General features: G+C 67.5%; 14 protein-coding genes. 3 read left to right on the forward strand and 11 right to left on the reverse strand.

The window, feature by feature from the left end; genetic code table 11:
- Positions 1–51: 51 nt before the first annotated feature.
- From AC5Y4T_RS12210 to AC5Y4T_RS12240, 7 genes are all read right to left on the reverse strand, one after another.
- Positions 52–882, reverse strand: coding sequence for an SHOCT domain-containing protein (locus AC5Y4T_RS12210; protein WP_499953496.1), 831 nt, complete (start codon positions 880–882; stop codon positions 52–54).
- 87 nt (positions 883–969) lie between these two features.
- Positions 970–1,731, reverse strand: coding sequence for a PE family protein (locus AC5Y4T_RS12215; RefSeq protein ID WP_499953234.1), 762 nt, complete (start codon positions 1,729–1,731; stop codon positions 970–972).
- 157 nt (positions 1,732–1,888) lie between these two features.
- Positions 1,889–3,079 (reverse strand): elongation factor Tu, encoded by a 1,191-nt coding sequence (gene tuf / locus AC5Y4T_RS12220; RefSeq protein WP_044483827.1) that lies wholly within the window; start codon positions 3,077–3,079, stop codon positions 1,889–1,891.
- A 110-nt stretch (positions 3,080–3,189) separates the two neighbouring features.
- The gene (gene fusA, locus AC5Y4T_RS12225; RefSeq protein WP_499918197.1) at positions 3,190–5,295 is read right to left on the reverse strand and encodes an elongation factor G; all 2,106 of its coding nucleotides are present in this window, start codon (positions 5,293–5,295) and stop codon (positions 3,190–3,192) included.
- 84 nt (positions 5,296–5,379) lie between these two features.
- The gene (rpsG, locus tag AC5Y4T_RS12230; RefSeq protein WP_007767793.1) at positions 5,380–5,850 is read right to left on the reverse strand and encodes a 30S ribosomal protein S7; all 471 of its coding nucleotides are present in this window, start codon (positions 5,848–5,850) and stop codon (positions 5,380–5,382) included.
- Positions 5,850–6,224 carry a 30S ribosomal protein S12 gene (gene rpsL, locus AC5Y4T_RS12235; protein ID WP_007767794.1) on the reverse strand — a complete coding sequence of 125 codons (375 nt, stop codon included), beginning with the start codon at positions 6,222–6,224 and terminating at the stop codon, positions 5,850–5,852. The genes rpsG and rpsL overlap by 1 nt, the downstream gene beginning before the upstream one ends.
- A gap of 281 nt (positions 6,225–6,505) precedes the next feature.
- A complete protein-coding gene (locus AC5Y4T_RS12240; protein WP_499953236.1) occupies positions 6,506–7,150 on the reverse strand; it encodes a TetR/AcrR family transcriptional regulator in 645 nt (214 codons plus the stop codon).
- 192 nt (positions 7,151–7,342) lie between these two features.
- On the opposite strand from AC5Y4T_RS12240, the gene AC5Y4T_RS12245 reads away from it, so the two are divergent.
- The 3 genes from AC5Y4T_RS12245 (at position 7,343) to AC5Y4T_RS12255 (ending at position 9,137) form a co-directional block, all read left to right on the forward strand.
- The gene (locus tag AC5Y4T_RS12245) at positions 7,343–7,720 is read left to right on the forward strand and encodes a DUF3060 domain-containing protein (protein ID WP_499918195.1); all 378 of its coding nucleotides are present in this window, start codon (positions 7,343–7,345) and stop codon (positions 7,718–7,720) included.
- Between the two features lie 36 nt (positions 7,721–7,756).
- Complete coding sequence (locus AC5Y4T_RS12250) at positions 7,757–8,245, forward strand: DUF3060 domain-containing protein (protein ID WP_499953239.1); 489 nt, start codon at positions 7,757–7,759, stop codon at positions 8,243–8,245.
- A 175-nt stretch (positions 8,246–8,420) separates the two neighbouring features.
- Complete coding sequence (locus tag AC5Y4T_RS12255) at positions 8,421–9,137, forward strand: DUF732 domain-containing protein (protein ID WP_499953242.1); 717 nt, start codon at positions 8,421–8,423, stop codon at positions 9,135–9,137.
- A 17-nt stretch (positions 9,138–9,154) separates the two neighbouring features.
- On the opposite strand, the gene AC5Y4T_RS12260 is transcribed toward AC5Y4T_RS12255, so the two are convergent.
- From AC5Y4T_RS12260 to AC5Y4T_RS12275, 4 genes are read right to left on the reverse strand one after another with little or no spacing between them, the layout of a single operon-like run.
- Complete coding sequence (locus AC5Y4T_RS12260; RefSeq protein WP_499947881.1) at positions 9,155–9,922, reverse strand: crotonase/enoyl-CoA hydratase family protein; 768 nt, start codon at positions 9,920–9,922, stop codon at positions 9,155–9,157.
- On the reverse strand, positions 9,919–10,638 hold the full coding sequence (locus AC5Y4T_RS12265; RefSeq protein WP_499953246.1) for a PaaX family transcriptional regulator C-terminal domain-containing protein: 720 nt from the start codon (positions 10,636–10,638) through the stop codon (positions 9,919–9,921). The genes AC5Y4T_RS12260 and AC5Y4T_RS12265 overlap by 4 nt, the downstream gene beginning before the upstream one ends.
- A 2-nt stretch (positions 10,639–10,640) precedes the next feature.
- Positions 10,641–11,579 carry a crotonase/enoyl-CoA hydratase family protein gene (locus tag AC5Y4T_RS12270; protein ID WP_499918188.1) on the reverse strand — a complete coding sequence of 313 codons (939 nt, stop codon included), beginning with the start codon at positions 11,577–11,579 and terminating at the stop codon, positions 10,641–10,643.
- Positions 11,580–11,587: 8 nt separating this feature from the next.
- A complete protein-coding gene (locus tag AC5Y4T_RS12275; RefSeq protein WP_499953250.1) occupies positions 11,588–13,225 on the reverse strand; it encodes an acyl-CoA dehydrogenase family protein in 1,638 nt (545 codons plus the stop codon).
- Positions 13,226–13,278 lie beyond the last annotated feature (53 nt).

The following is a 13,278-nucleotide window of genomic DNA, read 5'->3' on the forward strand; positions in this document are numbered from 1 at the left end:
GCAGCGCAACTGAAACGTGTTCTAATTCACCCGGCGTTGCCGGACGGGCGCCTAGATTTCGGAGATGATCGACGCGCGCCGGCTGGCGTATTCGTCGTCGGTCAGCGCCCCGCTGGCGTGCAGATCCTTCAGTTCTTGCAACCGCGCCGCGATCGACGGCTCGGGAGGCGTGACCACCGCGGCGGGCGCGCCGGCCGGAGCCGGTTGCGGGGCAGGGGTCTGCTGTTCGACCGCTCGGCGGACCACCGCCTGGATCTGGCCGCGCAGGGCCGGGTTCGACCGGATGTCGACCATCTGATTGAGCGCGACGTTGTTGGCCTTGAGGATCTGCAGGATTTCCATCAGCGGGCCGGCCTGCCCGCTGAGGTCGTAGGTCTTGTTGTCCTCGGCCACGGTGAACTGCGCGGGCACCAGCCCGTTGACCAAAGCGCTTCGCTCCCAGTCGATCCGGTATTCGCTGGTGGTTGGGTTGACCAGAACCACCACCTTGCGGGCGTTGAGGTTGCCGAGCCGGGTGACGCTGGCGATCACCCGGTCTTCGCTGTCGAACGGCAGGATTCCGGGACCGGCGATGTGCAGGCGCACCTTGACGACCTGCTGGTTGTTCACCCATGTTCCGGTTTCGGTGATCCCGGTGATCTGCGCGAGCGCCAGCACCCCGTTCTGCTCGAGCGCGGCCGCCTTGGCCGACGACTTGGCGCCGTAGTTCGCCAACGCGAGCGCGACCAACACGTCGGCCACGGCGACCAGCAGACCGACGTAGAACATCCACTGCAGCAGGCTGTCTTGCCCCAGGTTGAAGTACACGATCAAGAAGATCGGTCCGACCAGGCCGCCGCACAGCAAAACGATCAACTGTGCCTTCAGGTAGCGCGCTAACACATGCCCCTCCTCGGCTTGCTGGGGAATCGGTGTCAGATTAGCGCTCACCGGGCCGCGGCGAACGAATTACGCGCAAACCGCGTCAGGTCACCGTTCGGGGGGCACGACCGGCACCCGTTTGACCGGCGTGCCCGCCGGGGGCCCCGGCTGCGCGGCGGCCTCGGCGTGCGGTACGGCGCGCGCCGACACCGGCATCGCCGGGGCCGCGGAGGTCTGCGGCGGCACCCCGGCCTGCGCGGCCGCGGCGGGAGCGGCGGCCGATGTCGCCACCGATACCGGCGATGCCGCCGGCTGGACGGTGGCGGCAGAGCTGGCCGGCGCGTAAGCCGGTGTCACCACCCGCGCCGCGCCGGCCGGCGTGGTGGCCGAGGCCAGCGTCGCCGATCCCGCCGGTGTGGCCGCAACCGGCGGGCCGGCCGGTGCAGGCGGCGCGGCGGCCGGCGCCATCCCCGCCGCGAGCGGTCCGGCGGGCACGGCCGGCGCGGACGTACCCACGGCGCCGGCGCTCACCGCCGGTACCTGCGCGGCCACCGACGCCTGGGCCGCCGCGGCCTGCAGCGGCGCGGTGTTGGCGGCCTCCGCGAACGCGTACTGCGCCGCACCGCCGTTCATCAACTCCACGAACTGGCTGTGAAACGCGGTCGCCTGGGCGCTGAGCGCCTGATACACCTGGGAGTGCGCATCGAAGAGGGCGGCGATGCTCACCGACACCTCGTCGGCGCCGGGAGCCAGCACGCTCGACGTCGGACCCATCGCGGCGGTGTTGGCAGAGGTGATCGTCGACCCGATGCTGGCCAGGTCCCCCGCCGCGGCCTCGACGAATTCGGGCGTCGCTTGAACGAACGACATTGCCAACCCCCCGCAACGCTACGGTCAGGAAAAGATGGGCAAATCGTAAACCAGGTCGCGCCACCGCCGCAGGGACTCGTCCGCTTTGGTCCCAGCCCGCCCAACGCGCAAAGCCCGGATTGCCGAGTCGGCAATCCGGGCTTTGCGGCGATTCGAATTACTTGATGATCTTGACGACCCGGCCGGCGCCGACGGTGCGGCCACCCTCGCGGATCGCGAACCGCAGGCCGTCGTCCATGGCGACGGGCTGGATCAGCTTCACCGAGATGTTGGTGTTGTCACCGGGCATCACCATTTCGGTGCCCTCCGGCAGCGTCACCACACCGGTCACGTCGGTGGTGCGGAAGTAGAACTGCGGACGGTAGTTGTTGAAGAACGGCGTGTGCCGACCGCCCTCGTCCTTGGACAGGATGTAGACCTGGCCCTCGAACTCGGTGTGCGGGGTGGTGGTGCCGGGCTTGGTCACGACCTGACCGCGCTCGACGTCCTCACGCTTGATACCGCGCAGCAACAGCCCGACGTTGTCGCCGGCCTGACCCTGGTCGAGCAGCTTGCGGAACATCTCGACGCCGGTGACGGTGGTCTTGGTGCTGGTCGGCTTGATACCGACGATCTCGACCTCTTCGTTGACGTTGATGATGCCGCGCTCGACACGGCCCGTGACCACCGTGCCACGACCGGTGATGGTGAAGACGTCCTCGACGGGCATCAGGAACGGCTTCTCCGTCTCGCGGACCGGGTCCGGGATCGACTCGTCGACGGCCTCCATCAACTGCTCGACCGACTCGACCCACTTGGCGTCGCCCTCGAGCGCCTTGAGCGCCGAGACCCGCACGACGGGGGCGTCCTCGTCGAACTCCTGGGCGGCCAGCAGTTCGCGGACCTCCATCTCGACGAGCTCCAGCAGCTCCTCGTCGTCGACCATGTCGGCCTTGTTCAGCGCGACCAGGATGTAGGGCACGCCGACCTGACGGGCCAGCAGCACGTGCTCACGGGTCTGCGGCATCGGGCCGTCGGTGGCGGCCACCACCAGGATGGCGCCGTCCATCTGGGCCGCACCGGTGATCATGTTCTTGATGTAGTCCGCGTGACCCGGGGCGTCCACGTGGGCGTAGTGACGCTTCTCGGTCTGGTACTCCACGTGGGAGATGTTGATGGTGATACCGCGCTGACGCTCCTCGGGCGCGTTGTCGATCTGGTCGAACGCGCGGGACTCGTTCAGGTTGGGGTACTTGTCGTGCAGAACCTTGGTGATAGCCGCGGTCAGCGTGGTCTTGCCGTGGTCAACGTGACCAATGGTCCCGATGTTGACGTGCGGCTTCGTCCGCTCGAACTTCGCCTTCGCCACTTCTGTGTCCTCCTGGACTAGTTGGTGCTTGTTAAAGCAGTGTTGGTGTTTTCAGTTGTGCCGCGTCCCAGGCATTCCAATGACCCGGCAAGATTACTCCCAGCAGATTTTTACTGACCCGTCGCTTTGGCGATGATCTCCTTCGACACGTTCGCCGGCACTTCGGCGTACGAGTCGAACACCATGGAGTAATTCGCCCGGCCTTGAGTCTTGGACCTCAGGTCGCCGACGTAGCCGAACATCTCCGACAGCGGCACATGCGCCTTGACGACGCGCGCACCGCTTCGCTCCTCCATGGCCTGGATCTGGCCACGGCGGGAGTTCAGGTCGCCGATCACGTCACCCATGTAGTCCTCGGGTGTGGTGACCTCGACGGCCATGATCGGTTCCAGGATCACCGGCTGCGCTTGCTGCGCAGCCTTTTTCAGCACCTGCGAACCGGCGATCTTGAACGCCATCTCCGACGAGTCGACCTCGTGGAACGCCCCGTCGAGCAGAGTGACCTTCAAGTTCACCAGCGGGTAGCCGGCCAGCACGCCGTACTGCATCGCGTCCTGGGCTCCGGCGTCCACCGACGGGATGTACTCGCGCGGGATGCGGCCACCGGTGACCTTGTTCTCGAACTCGTAGGTTGCACCGTCTTCGCCGGTGAATGGCTCCAGGTTGATGATGACCTTCGCGAACTGGCCCGAGCCACCCGTCTGCTTCTTGTGGGTGAACTCGACGTTCTGCGCCACCCGCCGGATGGTCTCCTTGTAAGCCACCTGCGGCTTACCGACGTTGGCCTCGACCTTGAACTCGCGGCGCATCCGGTCCACCAGGATGTCCAGGTGCAGCTCGCCCATCCCGCCGATCACGGTCTGGCCGGTCTCCTGATCCAGGTGCACCTTGAACGTCGGGTCCTCCTCGGCGAGCTTCTGGATCGACAGCGACAACTTCTCCTGGTCGCTCTTCGTCTTAGGCTCGATGGCCACCTCGATGACCGGGTCGGGGAAGGTCATCGACTCCAGCACGATCTGCTGGTTCGGGTCGCTCAGGGTGTCACCGGTGGTGGTGTCCTTGAGCCCGATCACCGCGTAGATGTGCCCCGCCGAGGCGGTCTCCACCGGGTTCTCCTTGTTGGAGTGCATCTGGAACAGCTTGCCCAGCCGCTCCTTCTTGCCCTTGGTGGCGTTGATGACCTGGCTGCCGGAGTCGACCTTGCCCGAGTACACCCGGACGTAGGTCAGCTTGCCGAAGAAGGGGTGCGTCGCGACCTTGAACGCGAGCGCGGAGAACGGCTCGTCGGTCGACGGGTTGCGGGTGACCTCTTCGTCCTCCTTGCCCGGAGCGTGGCCCACGGCAGGCGGCACATCCAGCGGAGACGGCAGGTAGTCGATGACCGCGTCGAGCATCGGCTGCACGCCCTTGTTCTTGAACGCGCTGCCGCACAGCACCGGATATGCCTCCGAGCTGATGGTCAGCTTGCGGATGGCGCCCTTGATCTCGTCGACCGTGAGCTCCTCGCCGCCGAGGTACTTGTCCAGCAGCGCCTCGTCGGTCTCGGCGACGGCCTCGAGCAGCTTGGTGCGGTACTCCTCGGCCTTCTCGGCCAGCTCGGCCGGGATCTCGATGGTGTCGTAGGTTTCGCCCAACTTCGTCTCGCCGCGCCACACCTTGGCGTTCATCTCGACCAGGTCGACGATGCCCTCGAAGTCACCCTCGGAGCCGACGGGCAGCTGAATCGGGATGGCGTTGGCGCCGAGCCGCTCCTCCATGGTCTTCACGGAGAAGTAGAAGTCGGCCCCGATCTTGTCCATCTTGTTGACGAAGCAGATACGCGGGACGTCGTACTTGTCGGCCTGCCGCCAGACCTGCTCGGACTGCGGCTCGACACCCTCCTTGCCGTCGAAGACGGCCACGGCACCGTCGAGCACGCGCAGGCTGCGCTCCACCTCGACGGTGAAGTCGACGTGCCCGGGGGTGTCGATGATGTTGATCTGGTTGTCTTTCCAGAAGCAGGTGGTGGCCGCGGAGGTGATGGTGATCCCCCGCTCCTGCTCCTGCTCCATCCAGTCCATGGTGGCGGCGCCGTCGTGCACCTCACCGATCTTGTAGCTGATACCGGTGTAGTAGAGGATGCGCTCGGTCGTCGTCGTCTTGCCGGCGTCGATGTGCGCCATGATGCCGATGTTGCGGACCTTGGTCAGGTCGGTCAGCACGTCCTTCTGTGCCACAGAAGTCTTCCCACTCTTTCGATTGCTTGGTTAGTTCGCTGTCGGTTGGCGCCCGGCGACACTGCCTTGGGCGTCGTTGAGCCCCTACCAGCGATAGTGCGCGAAGGCGCGGTTGGCCTCGGCCATCTTGTGGGTGTCCTCGCGCCGCTTGACGGCGGCCCCGAGGCCATTGCTGGCATCCAGGATCTCGTTGGCCAGCCGCTCGACCATGGTCTTCTCACGGCGTTGCTTGGAGAAGCTGACCAACCAACGCAGAGCCAGCGTCACGGAGCGATCCGGACGCACCTCGACGGGGACCTGGTACGTGGCGCCACCGACGCGGCGGCTGCGCACCTCGAGGGAGGGCTTGACGTTGTCCATCGCGCGCTTGAGCGTGATCACCGGGTCGGTACCCGTCTTTTCCCGGGCGTTCTCGAGCGCTCCATAAACAATGCGTTCGGCCAGCGATTTCTTCCCGTCCAGCAGAACTTTGTTCACCAGCTGCGTCACCAGCTGAGACCCGTAAACCGGGTCATTGACCAGCGGACGCTTCGGCGCGGGCCCCTTGCGCGGCATCAGCTCTTCTCCTTCTTGGCGCCGTAACGGCTGCGCGCCTGCTTGCGGTTCTTGACGCCCTGGGTGTCGAGCGAACCGCGGATGATCTTGTACCGGACACCGGGGAGGTCCTTCACACGGCCACCGCGGACCAGCACCATCGAGTGCTCCTGCAGGTTGTGGCCTTCGCCGGGAATGTAGGCGGTGACCTCAACCTGGCTCGTCAGCTTCACGCGGGCGACCTTCCGAAGCGCCGAGTTCGGCTTCTTCGGGGTGGTGGTGTACACGCGGGTGCATACGCCACGGCGCTGCGGGCTGCCCTTCAGGGCCGCGGTCTTGACCTTGGCGACCTTGTCGCGGCGACCCTTGCGGACCAGCTGCTGAATGGTTGGCATCTAGGAGGCTTTCTGTGTTCGTGTTCGGCGTACTTCGAGCGTTCTCAAGTCTGTGTACTGCAGTTATGTCCGGCCGCATCACCCCGCGTCCGGGTGTGTCGCATGCGCTGCGCACCGGGCTTGGCCCGATGCTTCGTGGACACGCGAATTCGCCCGGCATCCACTCCCTTACGGTTAGGCGCCGTAAGCCGCCAGGCACGAGGGACCACAATACCCGCCGCCGGTCTCGCAGGTCAAAGCGACGGCGGCGCTCGTGCCGATCGCCGGGAAACGCGCTCTGGCTAGTGCAGGGCACCGTCGGCGGCGGTGCGCCTTTCCAGGCCCGCTGCCAGCCGAAGCACCATGTCGGAGAACAACGCGTCGGTGTCGATCTCGTCCATCACACCGGTCATCTCCAGCAGGACGAAGCCGTGCATCGCGGACCAGAACTCGATAGCCGCGTGAAAGGCCGCCTCGCCGTCCAGGCCGTAGGAGGACAGCACGGCGATCACCGGTGCGGCCGCGCCGCGTGTCGCGGAGGTGTATTCGGGATCGTCGCCGCCCAGCGGCATCCGCGTGAAGGCCGAGTAGCGGCCGGGGTGGTGGTGGGCGTAGCTGCGGTAGGCGCCGGCCATCACGAGCACCGCGTCATCGCGGGCACGGCCCTCGCCGACCCGGTTGAGCATCGTGATGATGTCGTCGATGACGCGAATCCGCACCGCGCGCCGCAGGTCTTCCAGGCTGTCGACGTGGTTGTACAGCGACGGCCCCTTGGTGCCGAGCTGCATCGCCAGCGCGTTAATGGTCAGCGCGTCCCAGCCCTCGCGATCCAGAAACGTCAGGGCGCCGTCGATGATCCCGTCCCGGCTCAGCTTGGCGGGACGGGAGGCGGGCCGTCCCGCGCGTTGGCGCCCGGTCGCCGACGGCGGATCCGGTGGAGCTGCCATGGCGTGCCCTTCGATCGCGTGAACGGGTTGCGGTTAACTAATGACTCTAGTTGACGACCGTTCAGACACTGATCTCGTGGGGATATGAGCGCCGGGCAAAGGAATTCAAAGTCTGCCACCGGGCAGGCGAATGGACGTAATGTCATGCTTGCCTCGTTTCGAGCAGCCGACCCGTCTAAAAGGGGGCCCGCAGTGAAGTGGACGACTGTCGCCGGGTCACTGGCCGCCTGTGTCCTCGCCGTCGTTGCCACCTCCGTCGCCGCGCCGCACGTCGCGCAGGCCAAGAACGGTGACACTCACGTCATCGGGGAGGGCATCGAGCAGACGGTCGACTGCAACGACGCCACCCTGATGGTCAACGGCACCCGCAACAACGTCACCGCGCTGGGCAACTGTTACGCCGTCACGGTGATGGGTTCGTCGAACACCGTCATCGCCGACTCGGTGTCGCACGACATCACCGTGTACGGCTACGACCAAACGGTGTTCTACAAGGGCGGTCAGCCCGCCCTGTGGGACCGCGGCCGCGAACTGGGCATGACCAACCGGCTCCAGCAGGTGCCGGGCTGAACCACGGCACCACAACCGATCAAGAATCGAGGAACCATGCCCGCCTACCTCCGTGACCGTTCGCTGCGGCTGGCCGTGTTCGCCATGACGCCGGCCGCCGCAGCCCTGGTGCTGGCCGGTTGCAGCTCGACGGCCGGGCCGCCGGCGGGTTCGTCGACGACCACCACGAAGAGCAGCAGCGCGACGACGAGTGCCGGCGCCGCCCCGACGACGGGATCGAGCGGCGCGAGCACCACCGCGTCCCTCGAGATCGGCAACACCATGAACTACGGATCGATGGGCACCACCACCACCCTGGACTGCGCCGGCGGCAAGTCGCTGAACGTCGGCGGCTCGGACAACACCTTGACCATCACGGGCACCTGCGAGACCGTCACCGTCACCGGCGCCAACAACAAGATCACCTTCGACAAGGTCAACACCCGAATCACCGTGCTGGGCATGGACAACACCATCACCTACAAGGACGGCGCGCCCAAGGTCGACGAGATCGGTTCGGGTAACACGATCAACAAAGCGGGCTGACCGGTAGTCGTTCGCCGGCAACGGTTTTCACGCGTGCCGCGGTGGTTCCAGCCGCGGAGCGGTCAAGATGTGCCGGTGCGGCGTGCGCGGTCGCACACAGCCATTTCCTCTGCCGCTCGAAATGCCGCGCGCCCTGCCGCGGCATATGATCGTGCCGGCAGAACGGAATCCAGTCATGTTCAGCACCAACCACGCCGGCACCCTGGTTACGGCCCTCTTGGTGCTGACCGGCGTCGTCATGCTGCCCAACGACACGGCGGCGGCCGACCCCAACCCCGACGACCAGTTCGTGGCGCTGCTCGACCAAAAGCAGATCCCGGCCCTCGAGAATGTGCCGAGCCTCATCGCCGCCGCCCACCGGATTTGTCGCCAACTCGACGACGGAATGCCGGTCGACGGCGTGGTCGACGACATGAAGCAACGGGCGTTCAATGCGAATTCGGGCGGCGGCCCATACCCTGCCGACCGAGTCATGCGCACCGTTGCCCGATTCATCTCCGCCGCGGTCGAGGCCTACTGTCCGAACAATCAAGCCAAGATCGCTTCCATCTCGGCGATGGCGAATCCCGTGCCCGGATCGCAGGACCCGGCGCAGCACCGCGCCGCGGACACGCGCTACGCAGCCCTGGCATGGCAGTTTCCCTCGGGGGAGACGGGCCAGCCGGACCCACCGCAACTTCCGCCGGATCCACCGCCGACCGTTCAAATCCTGACACCACCACAGCCGGTCGTGAAACCGCCGCCACCCAAACAGCCGCCGCTTCCGCAGCAGGAGCCCGGACCGCAACAGGAGCCGCCCGCCGCTCCCGCGCCGGCGAGCCCACCCAGCGGTGGCGGGGGTGGTCCGGACTCGCCGCCCACACAGCCCGGCCGGGTGCGGCTGGCACCGTAAGGCAGGAGCCCCGTCGGTTACCCGGCCGGCGCCCCGTGCCGCCCGGCGCCCGCCGCGAAACGCCCGGCACCTTCGTTCGCCTCGGCGGCCACCCGGGAGATGCTGGCGAATTCGAAGTCGATCGCGTCGGATTCGGTTGCGCCCCATTGGTTCAACGCCGACAGCCGGTCCGAGCGCAGGCACTGCTGCGGCAGCGCCGCCAGCTGCGCCGCCAACTCCTCGGCGGCTTGACGCGACTGCCCTTTGGGCACAACCCGATTCGCCAACCCGATGGCAAGGGCCTCGTCAGCGGCCACCGCGCGGCCGGTGAGGATCATGTCCATCGCCCGGCTGTGTCCGATCAGCCGGGGCAGCCGCACGGTGCCGCCGTCGATCAGGGGCACGCCCCAGCGCCGGCAGAACACGCCGAACACGGCGTCCTCCTCGGCGACTCGCAGGTCACACCAGATGGCCAATTCCAGGCCGCCTGCGACGGCGTAACCGCTGACCGCGGCGATGACGGGCTTGGACAGCACCATCCGCGTCGGACCCATCGGACCCGGGCCGCTGCGATGCACGGCGTTGGCGTCGGGCGTCCCGAATGCCTTCAAATCCGCTCCGGCACAGAATGTTCCATTATCGCCGCACAGCACCGCCACCGACGCGGTGTCATCGCGGTCGAACTCCTCGAACGCGTCGTACAGCGCGGCGGCCGTCGGGCCGTTGACCGCATTGCGGGCCGCCGGCCGGTTGATGACGACCGTGGTCACCGGGCCGTTGCGCTCGATACGCACCGGGTCAGTCATGTCGCCTCCGCAAAAAGTGGTTCGCGCTGCCGCATCAGCTCAGCGGCAAAGTCGTGGTATGCGGCCCGCAACCGGGCGCCGGGCCAGTCGGGTGGCAGCAGCTCGTCGGGCAACACCGGGTCGGTGAGCAGGTGTCGCACCGTCGCCGCGGCCACCAGAAAGCGGCCGGGAATGTCTGGCGCCGCGGACATCTCGTCGAGCAGCCGATGGCCGGTTTGAGCCCAGGCGGGCAGATCCCACAGCTGCGCGGCCAGTTCGGCGGGGTCGTCGTCGCGGGCCCGCAGCACCCTCGCCTGGGCGGTCACCTCGGGACCGGGGTCTGCGTCGATATTGTCGGGGCGCATCCACACACCTTCACGGAGTTCACCGAAGCGCCTGTCGTGCAACGCGGTTCGCAGTGCCGCGCGGGTACGAGCGTCCTTCCCCACACTGGTCACGATGAGCGCGACCCAGTCCCCGCTCCACGGCTGCACCCGCGGGTCGATGGCGTCGTCCTGGCGTCGCTGACGAGCCAGCAGGCGATCCGAGAGCCGGTAGCCGTCCGCGGAGCGGATCAGGTCGCCGGCACCGACCATGCGGGTCAGCGCCACGCGAAGCGTCGACTCTTTGATGCCGAAATCGGAAGTGAGCCTGACCAATTCGCTGGCCCGGGCGTGCGCGGGGTGAGCGCCCAGCAGCACGCTGAGCACCACCGACCGTGCCGTCATGTCCGCCATGGCTACACTCCGGACGCGCGGCGGCCGTGGTCGCCGAACGGTTCGTCGCGATGCCGCACCGCCTCGCGGAATCCGTGCTCGACCGCATCGGCCACGAAAGCGTGGCCCTCGGGCGTGTGGCGGGCCACGCCGTCGAACACGGTGCTGACCATCCTGCTGGTCGCCACGCCCTGTTGCAGCAGAGCGGAATTCAGCGCGAGTTTGACCATGATCAGCTGGTTGACCGGCACCGCCGCGATCCGCTCCACGAGCCGCTCGGTGCGCTCGTCGAGGTCTTTTGCGTCCGGCGCCTCCACCGCCAGACCCCACTCGGCGGCCTGCGCGCCGGTGAGGCAATCACCGGTTAGCAGAAGGCGTTTGGCACGTTGGTCGCCGAGCCGATGGGCCCACAGCCCCGCCGCCGGGACGCCCCACACCCGGGTCGGCGGGTAACCGATCTTGGCGTCGGCGGCGGCGATCACCTGATCGGCGTGCAGCGCGATGTCGGTGCCGCCGGCCACGCAGTAGCCGTGAATCTTGACCACCGTCGGCTTGTCCGCGTGCATGAGGCTGGAGAAACCCCGCACGAAGCGGCTCATCATCTGGTAGTCGATCATCGGGTCCCACGGCTGGTCCGCCAGATGGTTGACCGCCTGAGTTTTTCCGTCCAGCACGGTGCCCTGATATGCGCCGGTGCCGCCGGCCGACCCGGTGCGGTCGGCGTAGGCGCTCAGGTCGAAGCCCGCGCAGAAGCCCTCGCCGCGGCCGGACACCAGGATGACATGAACATTCGGGTCGAGATCCGCGCGCTCCACCAGTGCCGACAGTTCCAGTGGGGTGTCGGCGACGATCGCGTTGCCCTTGTCCGGTCGGTTGAACGTGATGCGCGCAACCCGGTCGGTGACCTCGTAGGTCATCGTTTTGAGGTTGTCGAAGTCGACCGGCCTGATCGCGTGAGTCATGTTGCGGCTCAGCCCTTGACCAGCGCCCGCTCCAGGATGGGTGCGAGGTCGAGCCCGTCCGGCATGGTGCCGAACGCACCGCCCCATCGCCGGTCGAGCCGGGTGGTCAGGAACGCCTCGGCCACGGCGGGGTGGCCGTGGCGGACCAGCAACGAGCCCTGCAGCGCCAGGCAGATGTCCTCTGCCACCTTGCGGCCGCGGTAGGCGATGGTCTCCAGGTCGCCCAGCTGTTCGCGCAGCCGCGCGACGTGGCCGGCCAGGCGTGGATCCTGGCCCGCGCCGTCGGCGAGCTCGTCGAACAGCACCTCGATGCATTCGGGGCGAGTTGCCATGGCGCGCAACGTGTCCAGTGCACTGACGTTGCCCGAGCCCTCCCAGATGCCCATCAGCGGCGCCTCGCGGTACAGCCGCGGCATGCCGGAGTCCTCGACATAGCCGTTGCCGCCCAGGCATTCCAGCGCCTCGGCGGCGTGCGGCGTGGCGCGCTTGCACACCCAGTACTTGCTTGCCGCCAGGCCGATGCGGCGCAGCAGCGCCTCGCGCTGGTCGCCGCGCACGGCCTTGTCGGTGGCGCCGGCCATCCGCATCGCGACGATGGTGGCCGCCTCCGCCTCGACGGCCAGGTCGGCCAGCACGTTACGCATCAGCGGTTGGTCGATCAGGTAGGCGCCGAAGGCCTTTCGGTGCTGGGCGTGGTAGATCGCACGGGTCAGGCCGGTGCGCATGCTTGTCGCGCTGCCCAGCGTGCAGTCCAGCCGGGTGAGGTTGACCATCTCGATGATGGTGGGCACCCCGCGCCCTTCCTCCCCCACCAGCCACGCGACGGCGCCGTCGTATTCCACCTCGCTGGACGCGTTGGCGTGGTTGCCCAACTTGTCCTTGAGCCGCTGCAGGAACATCCGGTTGCGGCTGCCGTCGGGCAGGACCCGCGGCAGCAGGAAGCAGGACAGCCCGCCCGGCGCCTGCGCCAGCACCAGGAAGATGTCGCACATCGGCGCCGAGGTGAACCACTTGTGGCCGGTCAGGCGGTAGGTGCCGGAGGCGTTGGGGCCAATGGGGATGGCCTCGGTGGTGCCGGCGCGCACGTCGGAGCCGCCCTGCTTCTCGGTCATCGACATGCCCGCGGTGATGCCCGGCTTGGTGGTGGCCAGCCTGAGCTCGGGGTCGTATTCGCGGCTGGTCAGCAGCGGCTCGTACACCTTGGCCAGCTCGGGGTTGAAGCGCAGCGCGGGAACGACGGCGTATGTCATCGAGATCGGGCACATGTGGCCCGGTTCCGCCGTCCACACCGAGGTCTTGGCGGCGCGCACGACGTGTGCGCCCGGGCGCTCGTCGGCCCAGGGCGCGGCGTGCAGGCCGTGGGCGACCGCGGCGCGCATCAGCTCGTGGTAGGCCGGGTCGTATTCGACCTCGTCGACGCGGTGACCGTTGCGGTCGTGGGTGTGCAGGACGGGCCGGTTGCGGTCGGCGAGCTCGCCCCACCGCTGCGTCTGGTGGCTGCCCGAGAGCGCACCCACCTCGTTCACCTCGTCCAGGCCCCACTGCCCGCCCTCGCGGATCAGGGCCTCGATCAGCACCGGGAAGCTGGCGGGATTGTGGTTCTCCAGGGGCGGGACCTGGTTGGTGACGACGTGGGTATCCGGCATGCCACCAATGTTACATTTTCCCGACAGTTGCACAAGAGGTGTAACAGGCGGAC

This window comes from Mycobacterium sp. NGS11 (assembly GCF_059813315.1).

What these genes read in the sequence shown, in the direction of transcription:
- AC5Y4T_RS12215 (WP_499953234.1), bottom strand. Translation starts at nt 1,731, where the DNA reads ATGTCGTTCGTTCAAGCGACGCCCGAATTCGTCGAGGCCGCGGCGGGG.
- rpsG (WP_007767793.1), bottom strand. Translation starts at nt 5,850, where the DNA reads ATGCCGCGCAAGGGGCCCGCGCCGAAGCGTCCGCTGGTCAATGACCCG.
- rpsL (WP_007767794.1), bottom strand. Translation starts at nt 6,224, where the DNA reads ATGCCAACCATTCAGCAGCTGGTCCGCAAGGGTCGCCGCGACAAGGTC.
- AC5Y4T_RS12240 (WP_499953236.1), bottom strand. Translation starts at nt 7,150, where the DNA reads ATGGCAGCTCCACCGGATCCGCCGTCGGCGACCGGGCGCCAACGCGCG.
- AC5Y4T_RS12250 (WP_499953239.1), top strand. Translation starts at nt 7,757, where the DNA reads ATGCCCGCCTACCTCCGTGACCGTTCGCTGCGGCTGGCCGTGTTCGCC.
- AC5Y4T_RS12255 (WP_499953242.1), top strand. Translation starts at nt 8,421, where the DNA reads ATGTTCAGCACCAACCACGCCGGCACCCTGGTTACGGCCCTCTTGGTG.
- AC5Y4T_RS12260 (WP_499947881.1), bottom strand. Translation starts at nt 9,922, where the DNA reads ATGACTGACCCGGTGCGTATCGAGCGCAACGGCCCGGTGACCACGGTC.
- AC5Y4T_RS12265 (WP_499953246.1), bottom strand. Translation starts at nt 10,638, where the DNA reads ATGGCGGACATGACGGCACGGTCGGTGGTGCTCAGCGTGCTGCTGGGC.
- AC5Y4T_RS12270 (WP_499918188.1), bottom strand. Translation starts at nt 11,579, where the DNA reads ATGACTCACGCGATCAGGCCGGTCGACTTCGACAACCTCAAAACGATG.
- AC5Y4T_RS12275 (WP_499953250.1), bottom strand. Translation starts at nt 13,225, where the DNA reads ATGCCGGATACCCACGTCGTCACCAACCAGGTCCCGCCCCTGGAGAAC.